Annotated in this window: 15 protein-coding genes; 5 read left to right on the forward strand and 10 right to left on the reverse strand. The window is 72.4% G+C overall.

Features of this window, described 5'->3' with window-relative positions; all coding sequences use genetic code 11:
* Position 1: 1 nt before the first annotated feature.
* Positions 2-850 (reverse strand): hypothetical protein, encoded by an 849-nt coding sequence (locus ABZ939_RS26555; RefSeq protein ID WP_361860044.1) that lies wholly within the window; start codon positions 848-850, stop codon positions 2-4.
* A gap of 452 nt (positions 851-1,302) precedes the next feature.
* Here ABZ939_RS26555 and sepH point away from each other — a divergent pair, with 452 nt between their 5' ends.
* Entirely contained in the window at positions 1,303-2,346 is a 1,044-nt protein-coding gene (gene sepH / locus ABZ939_RS26560) for a septation protein SepH (protein ID WP_361860047.1), read from the forward strand.
* A gap of 59 nt (positions 2,347-2,405) precedes the next feature.
* Here the strand turns inward: sepH and ABZ939_RS26565 are convergent, their stop codons facing one another.
* Positions 2,406-3,251, reverse strand: a complete 846-nt coding sequence (locus ABZ939_RS26565) for a sulfurtransferase (protein WP_361860050.1) — start codon at positions 3,249-3,251, stop codon at positions 2,406-2,408.
* A gap of 330 nt (positions 3,252-3,581) precedes the next feature.
* Here ABZ939_RS26565 and ABZ939_RS26570 point away from each other — a divergent pair, with 330 nt between their 5' ends.
* Positions 3,582-4,355 (forward strand): VOC family protein, encoded by a 774-nt coding sequence (locus ABZ939_RS26570; RefSeq protein WP_361860053.1) that lies wholly within the window; start codon positions 3,582-3,584, stop codon positions 4,353-4,355.
* Positions 4,356-4,436: 81 nt separating this feature from the next.
* On the opposite strand, the gene ABZ939_RS26575 is transcribed toward ABZ939_RS26570, so the two are convergent.
* From ABZ939_RS26575 to ABZ939_RS26585, 3 genes are all read right to left on the reverse strand, one after another.
* Positions 4,437-5,771 (reverse strand): polysialyltransferase family glycosyltransferase, encoded by a 1,335-nt coding sequence (locus ABZ939_RS26575; RefSeq protein WP_361860056.1) that lies wholly within the window; start codon positions 5,769-5,771, stop codon positions 4,437-4,439.
* A 3-nt stretch (positions 5,772-5,774) separates the two neighbouring features.
* Positions 5,775-6,740 (reverse strand): glycosyltransferase family 2 protein, encoded by a 966-nt coding sequence (locus ABZ939_RS26580; protein ID WP_361860059.1) that lies wholly within the window; start codon positions 6,738-6,740, stop codon positions 5,775-5,777.
* Between the two features lie 108 nt (positions 6,741-6,848).
* Positions 6,849-9,542, reverse strand: coding sequence for a YfhO family protein (locus ABZ939_RS26585; RefSeq protein WP_361860062.1), 2,694 nt, complete (start codon positions 9,540-9,542; stop codon positions 6,849-6,851).
* Between the two features lie 298 nt (positions 9,543-9,840).
* Between ABZ939_RS26585 and ABZ939_RS26590 the strand changes: the two genes are divergently transcribed.
* Positions 9,841-11,055, forward strand: coding sequence for an MFS transporter (locus ABZ939_RS26590; RefSeq protein ID WP_361860065.1), 1,215 nt, complete (start codon positions 9,841-9,843; stop codon positions 11,053-11,055).
* Positions 11,056-11,103: 48 nt separating this feature from the next.
* Entirely contained in the window at positions 11,104-11,532 is a 429-nt protein-coding gene (locus tag ABZ939_RS26595; protein WP_361860068.1) for a heme-binding protein, read from the forward strand.
* Between the two features lie 46 nt (positions 11,533-11,578).
* On the opposite strand, the gene ABZ939_RS26600 is transcribed toward ABZ939_RS26595, so the two are convergent.
* Genes ABZ939_RS26600 through ABZ939_RS26615 form a run of 4 tightly spaced genes read right to left on the reverse strand, consistent with a single transcriptional unit; the run spans position 11,579 to position 17,273 of the window.
* Positions 11,579-12,226 (reverse strand): thymidine kinase, encoded by a 648-nt coding sequence (locus ABZ939_RS26600; RefSeq protein WP_361860071.1) that lies wholly within the window; start codon positions 12,224-12,226, stop codon positions 11,579-11,581.
* Between the two features lie 52 nt (positions 12,227-12,278).
* Positions 12,279-13,484 carry a nucleotide pyrophosphatase/phosphodiesterase family protein gene (locus ABZ939_RS26605; RefSeq protein WP_361860074.1) on the reverse strand — a complete coding sequence of 402 codons (1,206 nt, stop codon included), beginning with the start codon at positions 13,482-13,484 and terminating at the stop codon, positions 12,279-12,281.
* Positions 13,484-14,068: a DUF5998 family protein gene (locus ABZ939_RS26610; protein WP_329115009.1), complete on the reverse strand. Its 585-nt coding sequence runs from the start codon at positions 14,066-14,068 to the stop codon at positions 13,484-13,486. The genes ABZ939_RS26605 and ABZ939_RS26610 overlap by 1 nt, the downstream gene beginning before the upstream one ends.
* A 55-nt stretch (positions 14,069-14,123) precedes the next feature.
* Positions 14,124-17,273 (reverse strand): GNAT family N-acetyltransferase, encoded by a 3,150-nt coding sequence (locus tag ABZ939_RS26615; protein WP_361860077.1) that lies wholly within the window; start codon positions 17,271-17,273, stop codon positions 14,124-14,126.
* A 176-nt stretch (positions 17,274-17,449) separates the two neighbouring features.
* Here ABZ939_RS26615 and ABZ939_RS26620 point away from each other — a divergent pair, with 176 nt between their 5' ends.
* Positions 17,450-17,731, forward strand: coding sequence for an HPr family phosphocarrier protein (locus tag ABZ939_RS26620; RefSeq protein WP_030118648.1), 282 nt, complete (start codon positions 17,450-17,452; stop codon positions 17,729-17,731).
* Positions 17,732-17,891: 160 nt separating this feature from the next.
* Here ABZ939_RS26620 and ABZ939_RS26625 read toward each other — a convergent pair whose 3' ends face one another.
* Positions 17,892-18,575, reverse strand: coding sequence for a GntR family transcriptional regulator (locus ABZ939_RS26625; protein ID WP_361860080.1), 684 nt, complete (start codon positions 18,573-18,575; stop codon positions 17,892-17,894).
* Positions 18,576-18,631: the final 56 nt, after the last annotated feature.

The following is an 18,631-nucleotide window of genomic DNA, read 5'->3' on the forward strand; positions in this document are numbered from 1 at the left end:
GTCACTCGGCCGGCGCGGCGTCCTGGAGTGGGGCCTCGGTGGACGGGGTCGCCGTCGGGGGCGGAGCGGGCGTCGGCGTCTGCGTGGAAGGTGTGGGCGTCGGCGTCGGGCTGGGACTGCCGTCGGTGGACTGCGAGGGCGAGGGGGTCGGAGTCGGATCGGGGGTGCTCCGCCCGGCGTCCGGGGAGGGGCTGGTGGCGCTGCCCTGCTGCTCGGTGTCCGGTCGTTTCGTGGGGGTCGGGGCGTTCGACGGCGTGTGCTCGCCGGCGTCGCCGCCCCGGACGACCGAGCCGAAGGTCGTGGTCCCCTTGGTGCCGCTGAAGTCCTGATCGGAGATCAGTTCGTAGGCGGTGATGCCTCCCATCGCGACCAGGAAGACGAGCGCGGCCGCAACGCCGGAGCGCTTCCAGCCCCGGACGCGGGTGCCGTGCGTGGTGGCCTCGCCGAACTTCTCGCCGAACTTCTCGCCGAACTCCTCGCCCACCCTCTCGCCGCCCGACGGTGCCAGGGGCCCGCCGACGGTCGTGAGCACCTGGGTGCGGTCGGACGCGGGCAGATGGGTCGGCGGGGCAAGCGCCTTCGACGCATTCGACGCATTCGCGCTCTTCGACGGCTCGGCGTGGACGGCGACTTCCCGTATCTGCTCCCCCGTGCGCTTGAAGAGGTGCTGGAAGACCGAGCCGCCGCAGGTCGCGATGACACTGATCACACCGGCACCGAGGATCGTGCCGTACACGCCGAGCGTGGAGGCGAGTTTCGCGGCGACGACGGCGGCTACCGCGCTGCCCGAAACCTGAGCGACGCTCAGGTCGAGCCGCCTCTTCTTCTCACCGTTCTTCTCGTACTCCATACCCACAAGGGACAAATGGGCGAAGTGAAAAGTTCCGTTTCTGTTGGTTCTGTGAAGAGCGACACGTGCGGGCGGAGATCGCGGAGACTCAACTCCCGTACCTCCGGAGAAGTTGAGCGGCGTGCCGGTCCACCCAAGTGGCCCGAATGGAGTACTGTGTCGAGCCCTGGGTCCGGGCTCCCGCAAGGGTGCTCGGGGTCTACGGGAGGGGGCCGAAAGCGGCGCTCGAACCGGCGGCGCCGCGGCACCGCACGGACGCCTGTTACAAAGCGTGACCACCGGTCACTCTGCGTCGTAAATAGGTAACCGTGCCATAACGGCGTTCCAGGGTCCATGCCCGACACGCCGGGCAACTCGGCAAGGTTGTGGCAGGCTGCACCCGGGCAGGCCACACTCGACTAGCGGAAGCAGCGACGCACGTGACGTCGGCAGGCACCACCCGGGAGGTCCCCATGCCCGAACTGCGTGTCGTGGCCGTCTCCAACGACGGCACACGACTGGTGCTGAAGGCTGCTGACAGCACGGAGTACACGCTTCCGATCGACGAGCGGCTGCGCGCCGCCGTGCGCAACGACCGCGCACGGCTCGGTCAGATCGAGATCGAGGTGGAGAGCCACCTCCGCCCCCGTGACATCCAGGCGCGGATACGTGCCGGTGCCTCCGCTGAGGAGGTCGCCCAGCTCGCCGGCATCCCCGTCGACCGCGTGCGTCGCTTCGAGGGCCCCGTGCTCGCGGAGCGCGCGTTCATGGCGGAGCGGGCCCGCAAGACCCCGGTGCGCAGGCCCGGGGAGAACACCGGGCCGCAGCTCGGCGAGGCGGTGCAGGAGCGGCTCCTGCTGCGCGGCGCCGAGAAGGACACCGTGCAGTGGGACTCCTGGCGCCGTGACGACGGCACCTGGGAGGTGCTGCTCGTCTACCGGGTGGCGGGCGAGGTCCACACGGCGAGCTGGACGTACGACCCCCCCAGGCGGCTCGTCCAGGCCGTGGACGACGAGGCGCGCTCGCTGATCGGCGAGACGGACGACACGATCGCCGCCGCGCCGGAGCCCAGCTTCCCCTTCGTGCCGCGCATCGCCCGGCTGCCGCGGGACAGGCCGCTGGACCGCGCCCTGGACCGCCAGCTCGAACGCCAGGCGGAACGGCCCACTCCAGCTGCCGAGCCGGAGGAGGAGCGGGATTCGCTCACGAGCCTCCTGGAGGCCGTGCCGAGCTTCCGTGGCGACATGGTCGTTCCGGACCGGAGCCCCGAGCCGACCTCGACCGAGCCCTCCGACGAGCCCGAGGCGGAGGATCCGCCGGCTCCGGCGGCCTCGGCCGGCGCGGGCGCGGCGTACGCCGACGTACTGATGCCCCGTGCGGTCTCGGGCCACCGCGACCGTCTGACGGGCACCACGGACCGTCAGGCCGAGGCGGACGGCGTCCGCCCGGGCCGCCGCGCGGCGGTCCCGAGCTGGGACGAGATCGTCTTTGGCACGCGAAGGAAGAAGCAGGACTGACGCTGTACGGAGAGGGGGCTCGCGCCGACCGGGCGCGGGCCCCCTTTCTCGTGCGGTGGCTACGGGTTCGGGCCCGTCGCGACCGGGCGGGTGGGGTCGTTGGACCACTCCGACCAGGAACCGGCGTAGAGGGCGGCCGGGATGCCGGCGATCGCCAGGGCCAGGACCTCGTGCGCGCCGGAGACGCCCGAGCCGCAGTAGACGCCCACGGCCTCGTCCGCGCCGGCGGCGGCGCCCGCGCCGAGCTTGGAGAAGCGCGCCGCCAGCGCCTCCGCGGGCAGGAAGCGACCCTCCTCGTCCACGTTCTCCGTCGTCGGGGCCGACACCGCGCCCGGGATGTGGCCGCCGACCGGGTCGATGGGCTCCACGTCGCCCCGGTAGCGCTCCGCCGCCCTCGCGTCGAGGAGCAGGCCGGAGCGGGCCAGGGCCGCGGCGCCGTCCGCGTCGAGCAGACCGACGGCGCCCGGCTCCGGCGCGAAGTCGCCCGGCTCGGGGCTCGGGGTCTCCTTCGACAGTCCGTGGCCCGCCGCCGTCCACGCCGCGAGCCCGCCGTCCAGGACCCGTACGTCCCCGTGTCCCGTCCAGCGCAGCAGCCACCAGGCGCGGGCCGCGCCCCAGCCGAGCCAGTCGTCGTAGACGACGACGGGCGTGCCGGCCGAGACGCCCGCACGGCGCATCGCCGCTCCGAAGGCAGCCACGTCCGGCAGCGGGTGGCGCCCGCCGGTGCCGGGCGGACCGGCCAGTTCCGTGTCCAGGTCCACGTAGACCGCGCCCGGGAGGTGCCCGGCCTCGTACGCCGGCTGCCCGGGCGGGCCACCGAGCTGCCAGCGGACGTCCAGCAGTACCGGGGGCCTGGCCCCGGCCGACTCGCTCACGAGTTCGCTTGCGGTGATGATGGGCTTCATGGGTGCCATCCTCGCGCAGCACGCGCTGCCCTGGACCACACCGTGACTCCGGCGCAGCGGACGGCACCGTACGACGGCAGGGAAACCGGACCGGCGATCCAGGCATCCTCGCGCGGTATCGCGCCAAAGAACGGCGCGGCCCGACGCGCGGCGCGCCCCGTGGTGCAAGCATCTGCACGGGGGCGCGCGCCCCAGGCGCGCGTACGACAGGGGAACGGCGGGCAGTAATCCGCTGCGGACCCCGGGGCCCGGCTCCACCGCCCGTACGCGCACGTGCGCACGGCTTGTCCCCCCGTACGGCCACGACGATGGTCCGAGGAGAGAGTGACGATGACCGAGGCGAGTCGGCGCACACCCGGTACACCCTGTTGGGTGAGCTTGATGGTGCACGGGCTTGACGCGACACAGGAGTTCTACGGCGCGCTCTTCGGCTGGGAGTTCGTTCCCGGGCCGCAGCAGCTCGGCCCGTACGTCCGCGCGCTGCTCGACGGCAAGGAAGTGGCGGGGATCGGCCAGCTGCCGCCCGACCGGCATCTGCCGGTCGCCTGGACGACGTACCTGGCCACGGACGACGCCGACGAGACGGCGGAGACCATCCGCTGCTGCGGCGGAACGGTCGCCGTCGGCCCGATCGACGCCGGCGAGGCCGGACGGATGGCGATCTGCTCGGACCCGACGGGCGCCGTGTTCGGTGTCTGGCAGGCCGAGGCGCACCACGGCATCGCGGCTGCGGGACCGCCCGGGACGCCGGTCTGGAACGAGCTCCTGACGTACGAGACATCGGCGGTCGCCAAGTTCTACCGGACGGTGTTCGGGTACGAGGTCGAGCCGGGCGTCTCGGCCGACTTCGACGATGTGACCCTCCACCTGGAGGGCCGCCCGGTGGCGTCCCTGCACGGTGTCGGTACGGCGCTGCCGCGTGACCGGGGCGCGCACTGGATGACGTACTTCGAGGTCGCCGACACGGACGCGGCCGCCCGCCTGGTCACCGAGCTGGGCGGCCTGGTCGTGCGGCCGCCCTGGGACGGCACCGAGGGCCGGCTCGCCCTGGTCGCGGACCCCGAGGGCGCGGTCTTCACCATCGTCCGCTCGGCGGGCACCTGAGCGGCCCGGGGGCGTTGAGGCTGGTGGTGTTCGGGCCGTGGGTGTTCGGGCCGGGGACGTTCGCGCCCCCGGCCCCCGGGGTCAGCTCCGGCCGCTGCGGGCCAGGCTGCGGCGGAGCCGGGAGGCGGCCCCCCGCCGGTCGCCGCCGGGGAGTCCGAGCTCGGTGAGCCGCTCCCGGTCGAAGTACCGCGCCGTGCCGCCGTCGCTCTGGTGCGCCGTGAGGAACCGGGCCGTCTCCTCGCGCATCAGGGGGTGGAGCGTCGGCTGCATGCAGTAGCCCACGGCGCGCACGAGCGGCAGCAGGGTCTCGGGTGCCGCGCCGGGCACGGCGGGACCCTCGCCCGACTCCAGGTCCGGCACGACGTGGTCCACGACGGTCAGCGGCACACGGTTGCTGTTCTCGTACGGCTTGAGCCGCTCCAGGACCGTGTCGGTGCCCACCCGGGCGATGGGGACGTCGTAGTAGACGGAGGCGGTGAGCATCGCGGTCGAGAAGCAGCCGACGACGAGCCGCGGGCGGCAGCGCTCGTAGAAGGTCTCGGCGAGCAGCGGACCGTCCAGGACGGTGAGGCGTACGCCGGACTCCTCGGCCGCGTCGTGCAGGGCCGTCGAGTAGCGGGCGGGTGCGGTCGGGTGCGGCTTGAAGATCACCGACGTGTGTCCGGCCGCGGCGGCGCCGCGGAGCATCCGGATGTGCAGCTCCTCCTCCTCGTCTGCGCTGAGGATGCCGAGGGCGGCGAGGTACTGGCCGAGGAGCAGCGCGGTGGGCTCGGCCGCGACCGCTTCCGTCACCTGCCGGTCGCCTTCGGCCGCCTCGGCGATCTCCGCCAGCACCGCGCGGAACGCGGCGTCGGGCACGAGCTCGGGCTCGACGCCGTACTCGGCGAGCAGCAGCGGTCGCAGCCCCGGCACCAGGTCGAGGTGGAGCAGCCGTCGGATGCGGCAGGCGATCGACTGCGGCAGCTCGTCGCGCGTCGGGCCGTAGCTCATGAGTCCGTCGGCGTACAGCTGCACGGAGCTCTCGGCGAAGAGGGCGGCGAGGGCCTTGGCGGGATTGACCTGGATGGACTCGACGATCAGCTCGACCGGGGCGTCACCGAGGCCCCACGCCGTGCGGAACACCCGCTGCCAGAGCGGCGCCTCCTCGGGGCGGGGGGCCCAGGAGCTGGGGTGGTGCGGGTGGATGGCCTCGTTCCAGTCGATCGTCTCGTCGAACCGGGCGGCGATCCGGTCGTAGCCGGTCATCGCGTCGAGCCTGAGCGCCGTCTCCGGGATCTCGGCGTTGTTGGACACGAGCAGGATCCGCCGGGCGTCCTCGCGGGCACCGAACCGGCCGGAGTCGAGCGCCGCCGCCAGCGTGGCCGCGCCGTACAGCGTCGACACCTGGAAGATCTGGGTACGCGGTTGCGCGTTCATGGGTCAGGCGGTCCTTCCGGTGGCGCGCAGGCTCCGGAGCAGCGTGCTGCGGGCGCTGTCCATCGTCGCCAGGGTCTCGTCGAGCACCTGCTGCGGCATGCGGCGCAGGGCGTCGGTCACGTTCTGCTTCAGCCGCTTGGTCACGGCCGGTTCGTACTGGTCGGCCTTGCCCATGTGGAAGGCGATCATGGCGCAGTAGGTGCGCACCGCCTTCGGCAGAAAGCGATCGGCCTCGGGGTCTTTCGACACCTCTTCGAGAAGGAGGTCGTACGAGGGAATGAAGTCCAATTGGCGATTGTCGGTGATCTGCGTGAGGGACGTCGTGACACCGCGTCGGTAGAACACTCCGTGCAGGCTGAGAGCCGCATAGGTCGCGGCTTTCAGATGGAGACGCCAGATCCAGAGCCGGTCCTCGGCGGTGCGCAATTTCGTCTCGAATCGCGAGGCGCCGTCCTCGAAGAGACGTGCGCTGTAGATGCCGAAGGGGACGAAGGGATAGTCCACCATCGTCACCATGCTGGCCGGTGCGATTCCGTCGCGCGGATTCATCACGGTGTCGCGCTGTTTGGCGGGGGCGTAGCGGATGCTGCGGGAGTGGCCGGTCGACTGCACGTGGTCGGTGCGGGCGAAGTCGCAGCCCAGCGTCTCGATACCGCGGACCATGGCGCTCAGATGGCCGGGGGCGTACCAGTCGTCGCCGTCGAGGAAGGTGACATAGTCCCCGGTCGCCGCGTCCAGGCCGGTGTTGCGGGCCTGCGCCACGCCCAGGTTCGTCTCGTGGCGGATCACGGTGGCGTTCGGAACGCGGCTCTTCCAACGGTCCAGCACGTACGGCGTCTCGTCCGTGGAGCAGTCGTCGATCAGCAGGAACTCGAAGTCCGGGTCCGCGTTGTTCGCAAGGCTGCGCATGGTGTCGGGGGCATAGATCCCGACATTGTGGAACGGCACGATGACGGACAGTTTCGGCACACGGAATCCCAACACTCAAACAGACAGACAATCAGTCGATCACGCGGGCGATCGCGCTCATGACGTTCGCGCGGACAAACGCCGGCCAGGCGGGCAGCGTATCCGTCGTCATTTCCCGTCGGACGAGCCCGATGTGCACTCCAGATGAACTCTTGCCGTCCTACGGAGAAACCGGTTCCGGTATCCGATGGCGAGCAGGGCGAGGAGCGCGACGGCGGCGATCGCACCGCCGAGTCGCAGGCCCGGGGGCCGGTACGAGCAACTGACCGAGGTCGCCTTGCCGTCGAGCGAGACGGCCAGGAGGCCCAGATACCGCTGGGCGTGGGCCGGGGACGCATCGCCCGCCGCGCAGCTCCAGCCGGAGATCCGTGGCGCGGCGATGACGGCGGTTCCGGTGCTGCCCGCCGGGAGTTCGGCGGTGAGGGTGTGGCCGGAGACATGCACGGCGGTGGCCCCCCTCGCCGTCAACTGCCGCACGGCCGCGTCGAGTCGCTCCTGGACGAGGCAGCCGACGGGCTGCCGGGGCAGCTTCGGGGCTCCCCGTTCGCCGCGCAGATCGATCCGCACCGAGCCGGAGGCAGGGACGGTGCCGAGCGGCTGCATGGGGCCGCGCACGGCCGGAAGTTTGCCGTGGAAGGAGACGGGAGCCCCTCCGCCGAGCGCCGCGGTGCCCTGGTACTCGGGTGCCCAGAACCAGACCTGGGCGTTCGCGGGGCAGGAGGCCGTCAGCGTGGTGGCGTTCCCGGGCCCGTCCGTACGCCGGAGTTCGGGCCCGTCCGTACGCCGGAGTTCGGGCCCGTCCGGGCCCCCGCGCGCGGTCGGCACCTCGTAGACCTGGGAGCCGAGCAGCAACTCCTGGTTGGCGAAGGCGGAGTCGCCGAATCGGGTCCCACGGGCGGGCAGCCGGACGTCCGGGCGGACGGTGACGAGCGGGGGCACGGCGGTGTCGGTGGTGGTGATCGCCGCCTCGGGCAGCGCGTCCGTGCGTACGGGCGCCGAGGGCGTCGAACGCATCCGGGTGCCGATCGAGAAGATCGCGTCGGTCACGGGATTGTCCAGGCTGACCGGGTGGCGCCCCTTGGCGTAGAAACCGAAGCCGAGGGAGGACAGCGTGCGGGAGTAGACCTCGGAGGTCAGGCTCGAGTAGTAGTCGGCGCCCTGTCCGCCGACCAGCAGGGGGTCGTTGCCGCCCGGCACCTCGCCCGGGTCCGTACGGTGCTGCGGCCAGGCGTCCGCGCGAGCGGTGGCCCGGGACATGTCGTCCTGCCAGGGGCCGACCCGCGGAGCCCAGGAGACCTGGCTCAGCTGTTTCTCCTCGATCCTGCCGCCCGTGATCGCGGTCTCGCCCGCTTGGGCCAGGACGAGGAGCACGACGGCCAAGGCGGGCAGGACCCGGGCACCGACGGCATACCGCCGGGCGATCAGAACGGCCGCGGCGGCGAGCGCGGCGAGGATCAGGGCGGCGGCGAAGGCGGGGTAGGTCCAGCGGTCGACGACGGCGCTCCCCCGGGCCGCGAAGGCCATCGCGGCGAGGAGCGCCACGGCGCCGAGGAGCGCGGCCGGCCCGGGCAGCCCGCGAGCGGTGGAGATCCAGGCGGCGATCAGCAACAGCCCGCAGAGCACGAAGGTCTGACGGTACGGGATGCCGTTGGGCGAGGCGCCCGCGTGCCAGAGCAGATGGGTGGGCCCCCACTGCATGGAGAGCGCCACCAGGCAGATCGCGGCCGTCCAGGCGATACGTACCCGGGGGGCCACGGTGCGGTTGAACGGCAGGGTCAGCGCCAGCGCGAGCGCCGGCGTGCCGATGAAGAGGGCGGGGCTGGCGACGCTCGCCGTGGCGGGCAGCACCCGGGCGAACACCTCCGTCCAGGCGACGGCGGTGAAGGTCACCTCGGGGGTCGGGTCCGCGACCCGGGTGGCCAGGAAGATCACCAGGACGAGCGGTGCCGCGAGGGCGACGCCGACGAGGACGGCCCGGGCCGCGCGCACCAGCCCGGCCAGGCGTCGACGGCCGGTGTCGTCGGCCGTGAGCAGCCGGACGGCCAGCACGAGGGCCGCGCCGACGGTCGCCATGTACGCGGTGTAGAAGTTGGCGAACCAGGCCAGGGCCACGATCAGCGGACCGAGGACCGGGCGGCGCCCGGCCCTGGCCCACTCCCCCACCAGACACAGGAGCGGGAAGGCCAGCAGTCCGTCGAGCCACATCGGGACGGTGGCCGCGTAGTTCAGGGTCCAGCCGCACAGCGCGTACGCCGCTCCCAGGACGGCGGCCACCGGCCAGGGGCCGCGGCGCAGCCTCAGAAGCAGCACCGCCATCGCGCCACCGGCGGCGGCGATCTTGGCGGCGGTGATCACGTAGAGGGCGAGTTCGATCCGGTCGGCCGGGAAGAGCACGACCATCAGGTCGAAGGGGCTGCTCAGATACGTGCCGTAGTCGCCGAGGAAGTTCGACCCGAAGCCCGTGCTCCAGTTGAGGAAGAGGTCGCCGTCCGCCTCGCCGAGCAGGAGCTTCCGCCAATAGGCGTGGTACGGCAGGTACTGCTGGCCGAGGTCGACGGTGTTGCGGGTCGTGGGCCCGAACGGATGGGTGCCGGCCAGCAGCCCGCCGAGACAGAAGACGAGGCAGGTCAGGAGGGCGGCAGCGACGGCCGCCCGTACGCGGATGCTGCGCCGGGCCCGAGGGATCAGGCGCGTCGGACGGGCCGGGCCCTCCGTGCCGTCCACCGCGCCGGGCCGCTCGCTCCCGCGCTCGGTCCGCGCGCCCTCGGCCTTGTCGGGCACGGTCTCGGCAGCAGGCGGCACGGGTCCTCCGGGGTGTGTCGTGCGGCGCGCGGATGCGCGGGGCCCATTACCGCCGAGCCGGGCGTCCCGAATCCGATCAGCAGAAGGTCTCCGGGCGCATCGCAGGTGAACACGAGGTGCTGTGCGGAGCCGCGAGGGGCTCCGCGGGTCCCGAAGGTGCTGCGCGAAGCCGCGAGGTGCCGTCCGGACCCAGGTAGCCGTCGTGCGCCAGTATCCCCCACTTGCCTTTATCCCGCGTCTGCAATTATTGTCGAAGCACGCAAGAACCCCCTGCAATCATTCTGGAAGGTGCTTCGCCATGCCTCTCGCGCTCCTGGCCCTGGCCATCGGGGCCTTCGGGATCGGCACGACCGAGTTCGTGATCATGGGTGTGCTGCCCCAGGTCGCCGGCGACTTCGGTGTCTCGATCCCCACCGCCGGCTGGCTGGTGACCGGCTATGCCCTCGGCGTCGTCTTCGGAGCCCCGCTCCTGACCGTGCTCGGCACCCGGGTGTCCCGCAAGAAGATGCTCATGTTCCTCATGGGCCTGTTCATCGTGGGCAACGCGCTCTCCGCCTTCGCGCCCAGCTTCGGTGTCATGCTGATCGGCCGGGTCGTCGCCTCGCTCGCCCACGGCGCCTTCTTCGGCATCGGCGCAGTCGTCGCCGCGGACCTGGTTGCCCCCGAGAAGAAGGCGTCGGCGATCTCCCTGATGTTCATGGGGCTGACCGTCGCCAACATCGTCGGCGTCCCCGGCGGCACCTCCATCGGCCAGGCCTTCGGCTGGCGGGTCACCTTCGTCGCCGTCGCCGCCCTCGGCGTGCTCGGCCTCCTCGGCGTCGCCAAGCTCGTGCCCGCCCAGGGCCGTCCCGAGACCGCGCACGTCCGCGCCGAGTTCGCCGCGTTCAAGAACGTCCAGGTCTGGCTCGCCATGGCGATGACCGTCCTCGGCTACGGCGGCGTCTTCGCGGCCATCACGTACATCACCCCGATGATGACCGAGGTCGCCGGCTACACCGAAGGCGCCGTGACCTGGCTGCTCGTCCTCTTCGGCATCGGCATGTTCCTCGGCAACATCCTCGGCGGCAGGTTCGCCGACCGCGCCCTGATGCCGCTGCTCTTCACCAGCCTGGGCGCCCTGGCCCTGGCCCTGCTGGTCTTCACGGCGACCGCGCACAACAAGGTGCTCGCCGCGATCACCCTCACCCTGATCGGCGCACTCGGCTTCGCCACCGTGCCGCCGCTGCAGAAGTGGGTTCTCGACCAGGCCTCCGCCGCCCCCACCATGGCCTCGGCCGCCAACATCGGCGCCTTCAACCTCGGCAACGCGCTCGCCTCGTGGCTCGGCGGCGTCGTCATCGCGGCCGGTCTCGGCTACACCGCCCCGAACTGGGCCGGCGCGATCCTCACCGCCACCGCCCTGCTCCTGGCCTTCCTGGCCGCATTCCTCGACCGGCGCACCAAGGCCCGTTCACGGGTCGTGGCGACGGGCACCGCTCCGGCGCCGGCATCCGCCGTCGCCGCCCGCCACTGACCCCCGTACCCCCACCTCCTCCTCACCCCCACGAAGGAAACCAGCACCGTGAGCACCACCACCCCCACCGCCGTCACCCCGCTGACCACCCAGGACGCCGAGATCCTGCTCACCGCCGCCCGCCGCGCCGCCGAGGCGGCCGGAGTGACCGTCAGCGTCACCGTCCTGGACGCGGGTGGCCACCTGCTCGCCTTCCGCCGGGACGACCGCGCCGTTCTCGTCTCGGGCGAGACCAGCACCCGCAAGGCGTACACCGCCCTCCAGCTGAACGCCCCCACCGCCGACCTCGTCGACCTGGTCAAGCCGGACGGCCCGTTCCACAGCCTTACCACGGCCCTGGACCGACCGCTCCTCTTCATCGCCGGCGGGCTTCCGGTCCACCGCGACGGCCGACTCATCGGCGCCATCGGGGTCGGCGGCGGCGCCCCGGAGCAGGACCACGCGTTCGCGACCACGGCCGTCACGGCCCTCGCCTGAACCGCCGGGAACCGGTCGGGCCCTGAGCCCGCCGGCAACCCGTCCGTCAGGCCGGCGTGACCGGCAGGACGTCGGGAGACAGGGCCGCGGCTCGCGCCGTCGCCGCCGTCATACGGCGGCGGTGGTGGCGACGGCAGAGCACCTCGTAGCCGATCTCGTCGTCGACGTTCACATCACCGACCACGACCTGCGCACCCTCGACGACCATCTCGCCGCCGAGGGTGCGCGCGTTGTGCGTTGCCCGCGCTCCGCACCAGCACAGGGCCTCGACCTGAAGGACCTCGACCCGGTCGGCGAGTTCCACGAGCCGCTGCGAGCCGGGGAACAGCTTCGAGCGGAAGTCCGTCGTGATGCCGAAGGCGAAGACGTCGAGCTCGAGGTCGTCCACGACCCGGGCGAGCTGGTCGATCTGCTCCGGCGAGAGGAACTGGGCCTCGTCCGCGATGACGTAGTCGCAGCGGCCGCCCTTGGAGAGATGGCCGACGAGGTACGCGTAGAAGTCGAAGCCCTCCGCCGCCTCCACCGCGTCGGTGACCAGGCCGAGGCGGGAGGAGAGCTTGCCCTCCCCCGCGCGGTCGTCCCGCGTGAAGATCATGCCCTGGAGTCCGCGGGCGGACCGGTTGTGTTCGATCTGAAGAGCGAGGGTGCTCTTTCCGCAGTCCATCGTTCCGGAGAAGAACACCAGCTCGGGCATGGCAGGTCGAGGACCTTTCAGGTCGTGGAAGGGAAGGGGCGGACGAGGTCGGTCAGGAACGGACTTCGAGGAGCGGCACCAGCTGCTCCGCGGGAGTCATCGATCCGTGCACGCCGACCATCGCCGACTCGTGGGGTTCGTTGACGGAGGCGGTGATGACGACATCGTCGTGGGCCGCGGCGACGACATCGCCGATCCGGCCGTACACCCGCTCGTCGACCTCGTCGCCGAACCAGCCGAGCGCGATGGCCTCGTCCCGGCTCGCCACCCAGAACTGCTCACCGAGCACCTCGCGCCAGCACGTCAGCACATCGGCCTCGGCTCCCGGAACGGCGTAGACATGGCGGGCGCGACCCTCGCCGCCGAGGAGGGCGACGCCGGCGCGCAGCTCCCAGTCCTCGTCGAAGTCGATCCGGTGCTGGTCGTCGAAGGGGATGTCGACCATGCCGTGGTCGGCCGTGACATACAGGGCCGAGCGGGGCGGCAGCTGCTCGGCGAGGCGCTGGACGAGCCGGTCGACGAACATCAGCTGGCCGCGCCAGGCGTCGGAGTCGATGCCGAAGCGGTGTCCGGCCCCGTCGAGCTCGCTGTAGTACGTGTAGACGAGCGAGCGGTCGCCGCCGGCGAGCTGCTCGGCGGCGAAGTCCATGCGCTCCTCGCCGGAGAGCCGACCGTGAAACGTTCCGCCACTCAGCGCGATCTTGGTGAGCGGGGTGTCCTGGAAGATCGGCGAGGAGACCTGGGCGGTGTGGATCCCGGCCTCGTGGGCGAGCTGGAAGACGGTGGGGTACGGCTGCCAGACGTGCGGCGAGGTCCACGGCTTCCAGCGGAGCTGGTTCATGAGCTCGCCGGTCTCGGGGTTGCGGACGGTGTAGCCGGGCAGTCCGTGCGTGCCGGGGAACCGTCCCGTGCCGACCGAGGCGAGCGAGGTCGCCGTGGTGGCGGGAAAACCGGCGGTGATCGGGCGTCCCGTGCCGCCGCGCGAGGAGGCGAGGAGGGAGGTCAGGTACGGGGCCTCGTCCGGGTGGCTCTTGATCTGCTCCCAGCCGAGCCCGTCGATCAGAAAGACGCAGTTCCGGTCGGCCGGGGTGAGTTCGGCGATCCGGGCGTCGAAACCGGGCGTGCCCAGTCCGGCGACGAGCGTGGGGAGGAGATCGGCCAGCGAGCCGGAGCGGTACTCGGGCACGGGCGCGGTGTCGAGGGCGAGCGGCACGGGGTCGTCGGGCCAGCCGGAAGTCACGGCGGTGGGCTGGGCCATCAGCGCGTCGCCGCGGTGGCTTCGGAGAGCGACTGGGCGAAGGCGAGGGTCTGGCGGACGGTGTCCGGGCCGTCGCCGGCGTCGCTGACGCGGAGGCTGAGGTCGTCGGCGGTGGCGTTGCCGGTGTAGCCGTGGTCGGCGTCGCAGTTGGGGTCGCCGCAGGCGGCGGGCTCCAGGTCGATCCGGGAGACGGCGCCCCAGCCGATGGTGAGGACGACCTCACGGGGCAGGGTGCCGGGCGTGTACGACTCCGGATTGGCGACGACGCGGCTGACGACCACGGAGGAGATCCGGTCGAGCTTGACCGACTCGGTGGAGGTGGTGGCGTACGGCGTCGGCGAGCTGGTGTCGGCGTTCTGCTCGTCGGTGTGGCTGACGATGAAACGGTTGGCCGTCAGGACGAGGACCGTGACATGGCGGCGCACCTCGTTGGAGTCGAAGGTGGTCTCCTGGTGCACCAGGTACGACGCGATCGCCTCGCCACCGACGGCGGCCTCCACCGCCTCGGCCACGAGGGCCGGGTAGTAGCCGCTGCGCTCGATCGCCGCGCGCAGCCCCTGGGTCGTCGTACCGGTCTTCGCCATGGACTCCATCCTAATCCGTCGGAAGGGGCGCTTCGGGACGCTCCGTGGCGGGCGCTCAGTAGCTGGGAAGGCGGCGCGGGCCGAGGTCCGTGCGGGGCGGGGGCGGGGCGAGACGGACGGTGGCGCCCAGCACGGAGAGGCCGTACGGGGCGACGACGACGGGCTCCAGGGCGATGGCGACGACCTCGGGGTGGTCGTCGACGAGCCGGGAGACACGCAGCAGCAGTTCCTCCAGGGCCGGGGTGTCGACGGGGGCGGAGCCGCGCCAGCCGAAGAGGAGCGGGGCGGTGCGGATCGACCGTACGAGTTCGGCGGCGTCCCGGTCGGTGGCCGGGACGAGCCGGTGGGACATGTCGCCGAGCAGCTCGGAGGGGGCCCCGGCGAGCCCGAAGGAGAGCACGGCGCCGACGGCCGGGTCGATGGCGGACCGCACGACGGTGTCCACGCCGCGCGGCACCATGGCCTGGACGACGGGCTGGAGCTCGGCGGGCTTGCCGAGGGTCTCGGTCAATTCGGCGTACGCGGTCCGGAGTTGCTCCTCGGTGGCCAGATCGAGCCGTACGCCTCCGAGGTCGGGGCGGTGGCGCAGGTGGGGGGCGGTCGTCTTCAGGGCGACGGGGTAGCCGAGGCGTGCGGCGGCCAGGACGGCGGCGTCGGGGGTGGGCGCGGGGAGGGTGGGCAGCACGGCGATCCCGTACCGCCCGAGCAACTCGCTCGCCGCGTCGATGTCGAGGGTCACGCCCCGGTCGTCCGCGTCCTCCCCGAGCACCCGCTCGATCAGCGCGGCGGCCCCGCCCTCGTCGATGTCCTCGTATTCCGGCACGCGCCCCGGCTCGGCGGCCTGCCGCCGCCACTCCCCGTACCGCACGGCCTCGGCCAGCGCCCGCACGGCCCGCTCGGCGGCTGGATAGGCGGGGATGGCTCCGAGGGCCGGCGCACTCCCGCCACCGGGAGCGGCGCCGTCGCCGACCACACTGCCGGGTGTGTCGGATGCGCCGGGTGTGTCGACGCCAGAAGTGTCCCCGGGGGCGGCAGGGGTGGCGGCCGACGGCACGGGCGCGGAACTGTCGGGCAGCCGTGAGCCGCCTGCCGCAGGGGTGGTGGCCCCCGGGCCGCGCCCCGGCACCCAGCCGTCGGAGGGGGTGGACGGGTCAGCCGACGGCCGGCCGGGGCCGGCAGGCGACCCGCCACCCGTCGCGCGGGCAGCTTCCGCGCCGGCGGCCGTGGCGTCCGTTCCCGGCGAGGCCGGAGCGGTGGCCCCCTGACGGGTCGACGTCCCCGCGTCGGCGGCACCCGCGCCCGCGCCCCGCGCAGTGGGTCTCGTACTCGTCGCCGCCGAGAGGGCTTCCGCCAGGCCGCCCATCTCCACGTGGACGACGACCACCGGCTTCGCAGGGGCCGGGGCCGAGGCGACCGCGTCGCGGAGGGAGGCCGCGAGGACCTCGCCGTCGCCGGACTCGACGGCGCCGTTCTCGCCGACCCACGGGATCGCCGTCACCACGACCGCGTCACAGGCGTCGTCCACCAGCGCGGCCGCCAGCGCGGCGCGGAAGTCCGCCGGGCTCGCCCCCGTCGTCAGGTCGATCGGGCGCAGCGGACGCAGCCCTTCCGTCAGACAGGCGTCGTACGTCAGCAGCCCGAGCGACTCGGAGTTGCCGAGGATCGCCACCCGCGGCCCGGCCGGCAGCGGCTGGCCCGCGAGGAGCAGGCCCGCGTCGACGAGTTCGGTGACCGTGTCGACGCGGATGACCCCGGCCTGCCGGAGCAGCGCGGAGACGGTGGCGTGCGGAATCCGCGTGACCGGTACCCGGTGTCCCGGCGGCGCGCTCCCGCTGTGCCGGGCGCCCTTGACCACCACCACCGGCTTGACCGCCGCCGTCCGCCGGGCCAGCCGGGTGAACTTCCGGGGGTTCCCGATCGACTCCAGGTACAGCAGGACGACGTCGGTCGCGGGGTCGTCGTACCAGTGCTGAAGGAAATCGTTTCCCGAGACGTCCGCCCGGTTGCCCGCGGAGATGAAGGAGGAGAGGCCGGCGCCCCGGCGGTGCAGTCCGGCGAGCAGCGCGATGCCGATCGCGCCCGACTGGGTGAAGAGTCCGATCCGCCCGTCGGCCGGCATCTGCGGCGCGAGCGAGGCGTTCAGCCGGACGTCGGCCGAGGTGTTGATGATCCCGAAGGCGTTGGGGCCGATGATCCGCATCCCGTACGAGCGGGCCTGCCGCACCAGTTCGCGCTGCCGCTCCCGCCCTTCCGGGCCGCTCTCCGCGTACCCCGCCGAGAGCACGACGAGACCCTGCACCCCGTGCTCGCCGCAGTCGGCGACCGCCTCCGGCACCCGCTCGGCGGGCACCGCCACGATCGCCAGGTCGACCGGTTCGCCGATGTCCCCGACGGAGCGGAAGGCTGCCACCCCGTCGAGCGTGACGGCTTCCTCCCCCAGCGCGCGGTTCACGGCGTACGTACGACCGGTGAACCCGGAGCCCAGCAGGTTACGCAGGACCGTCCGGCCGACCCCGCCCGGCGCACGTCCGGCCCCGATGACGGCGACCGCGCCTGGCGCGAGGAGGCGCTGCACCGAGCGCGCCTCGGCCCGCTGCTCACGGGCGCGCTGCACGGCGAGCGAGCGGTCGGTGGGCTCCAGGTCGAGGTGCAGCCGCACGGAGCCGTCCTCGAAGCTGCGCTTCTGGGTGTACCCCGCGTCCGTGAAGACCTTGATCATCTTAGTGTTGGCCGGCAGCACCTCCGCCGCGAACCGTCTGATGTCCCGCTCCCGCGCCACCGCCGCGATGTGCTCGAGCAGCGCGGAGGCCACGCCCCTTCCCTGGTGCGCGTCCTGGACCAGGAAGGCGACCTCGGCCTCGTCGGCGGGCGCCGACGCGGGCAGCCCCTGGTCGTTGATCCGGTCGTACCGCACGGTGGCGATGAACTCCCCGCCGACGGTCGCCGCGAGTCCCACCCTGTCCACGAAGTCGTGGTGGGTGAAGCGGTGCACGTCCTTGGCGGAGAGCCGCGGGTAGGGCGCGAAGAAGCGGTAGTACTTCGACTCGTCCGAGACCTGCTCGTAGAAGCTGACGAGCCGGTCGGCGTCGTCGACGGTGATGGGCCTGATGCGCGCGGTACCGCCGTCACGGAGGACCACATCCGCTTCCCAGTGGTCGGGGTAGGCGTGTTCCGGGTGTTCCGGCTGTTCCGACGCGCTCTGCATGGGGCAAGCGTACGGCCGGGATACGACAGTGGCACCGGTCGCGCGGCGCTTGTGCGCCATGCAAGGTAGGGAGCACCGATCGGCCCCCGCCGCAGGGCCGGAGGTCGGCTACGAGCACCCCGCCACCCGTGAGAGACTGGTCTAGACAACCCGCTTGAGACTTGAAGGGCAACACCATGGCTGAGCGCCGCGTCAACGTCGGCTGGGCCGAGGGCCTGCACGCCCGCCCCGCCTCCATCTTCGTCCGTGCCGCCACGGCCTCCGGCGTCCCCGTGACGATCGCCAAGGCCGATGGCAACCCGGTGAACGCCGCGTCGATGCTCGCGGTGCTCGGCCTGGGCGCGCAGGGCGGCGAGGAGATCGTGCTCGCTTCGGACGCCGACGGCGCCGAGGCCGCTCTGGACCGTCTGGCGAAGCTGGTTGCCGAGGGGCTCGAGGAGCTTCCCGAGACCGTCTGACCGAATTCCGACAGGACTTCCGAGGGAGCCGCACACGCCGAAATGACGGCGGGTGCGGCTCCATTGTTTTACCTCGCGGACCGCTCCGCCGATTTCTCGGGAATTCAGGCAGCGCAAAAGAGGCCCGCCGAATTCTCATTCTTTGTATACGGCCCGCATGTTAATTGCGGACGCTCGCGGTGTTTACGACGTGTTGCGAAGCCCTCACACGTCCGCGCTCCGACCGCTTCAGCCGGTGCTGCGCCAGGGAGCGCTCCGCGTGCAGCGCGGTCAGGGCTCGGGCCCGTTCGGCGTCGCCGCGCGCCACCGCGTCCACGATCGCCCCGTGCTCGGCCCATGCCTCGACGGGCTGGGCGGCTGGCTCGACCGCGTACATCCAGGCGATCTTGTGCCGCAGCTGGGTGAGCAGCGCCGTGAGTGCCGGGCTGCCGGAGGCCTGCGCAAGCGTCTCGTGGAACCAGCCGCCGAGCGAGCGCAGATCCTCGCCCTGGCCGCGCCTGGCCCGTTCCTGCCCCAGCCTGACCAGGCCGCGCAGCACCTTGAGGTGGGCCTCGGTGCGGCGCTGGGCGGCGCGGGCGGCGCCGAGCGGCTCGAGCAGGGCCCGTACGTCGAGCAGGTCCGCCGCCTCCTGCTCGGTGGGCTCGGCGACATGGGCGCCCGCGTGGCGGCGGGTGATCACGAAGCCCTCGGACTCCAGGGTGCGCAGGGCCTCGCGGACCGGGACGCGGGAGACTCCGTAGCGGCGGGCCAGCTGCTCCTCGGTCAGCCGGCTGCCGCATGCGAAGACCCCGGAGACGATGTCGTCCCGAATCGCCGTGCATACCGAGTGCGCGGGAATGCGCATGTTCGACCTCCGCCTTAATCCGCGCGAAACCGGTTCGTCGGCGACTCTATTGCAGC

Origin of the sequence: Streptomyces sp. NPDC046712 (assembly GCF_040645695.1) — a bacterium.
Lineage (GTDB): Bacteria > Actinomycetota > Actinomycetes > Streptomycetales > Streptomycetaceae > Streptomyces.

Excerpts from the sequence above, each read along its gene's own strand:
- ABZ939_RS26555 (WP_361860044.1), bottom strand. The coding sequence starts at position 850 with ATGGAGTACGAGAAGAACGGTGAGAAGAAGAGGCGGCTCGACCTGAGC.
- sepH (WP_361860047.1), top strand. The coding sequence starts at position 1,303 with ATGCCCGAACTGCGTGTCGTGGCCGTCTCCAACGACGGCACACGACTG.
- ABZ939_RS26565 (WP_361860050.1), bottom strand. The coding sequence starts at position 3,251 with ATGAAGCCCATCATCACCGCAAGCGAACTCGTGAGCGAGTCGGCCGGG.
- ABZ939_RS26570 (WP_361860053.1), top strand. The coding sequence starts at position 3,582 with ATGACCGAGGCGAGTCGGCGCACACCCGGTACACCCTGTTGGGTGAGC.
- ABZ939_RS26575 (WP_361860056.1), bottom strand. The coding sequence starts at position 5,771 with ATGAACGCGCAACCGCGTACCCAGATCTTCCAGGTGTCGACGCTGTAC.
- ABZ939_RS26590 (WP_361860065.1), top strand. The coding sequence starts at position 9,841 with ATGCCTCTCGCGCTCCTGGCCCTGGCCATCGGGGCCTTCGGGATCGGC.
- ABZ939_RS26600 (WP_361860071.1), bottom strand. The coding sequence starts at position 12,226 with ATGCCCGAGCTGGTGTTCTTCTCCGGAACGATGGACTGCGGAAAGAGC.
- ABZ939_RS26605 (WP_361860074.1), bottom strand. The coding sequence starts at position 13,484 with ATGGCCCAGCCCACCGCCGTGACTTCCGGCTGGCCCGACGACCCCGTG.
- ABZ939_RS26610 (WP_329115009.1), bottom strand. The coding sequence starts at position 14,068 with ATGGCGAAGACCGGTACGACGACCCAGGGGCTGCGCGCGGCGATCGAG.
- ABZ939_RS26615 (WP_361860077.1), bottom strand. The coding sequence starts at position 17,273 with ATGCAGAGCGCGTCGGAACAGCCGGAACACCCGGAACACGCCTACCCC.
- ABZ939_RS26620 (WP_030118648.1), top strand. The coding sequence starts at position 17,450 with ATGGCTGAGCGCCGCGTCAACGTCGGCTGGGCCGAGGGCCTGCACGCC.
- ABZ939_RS26625 (WP_361860080.1), bottom strand. The coding sequence starts at position 18,575 with ATGCGCATTCCCGCGCACTCGGTATGCACGGCGATTCGGGACGACATC.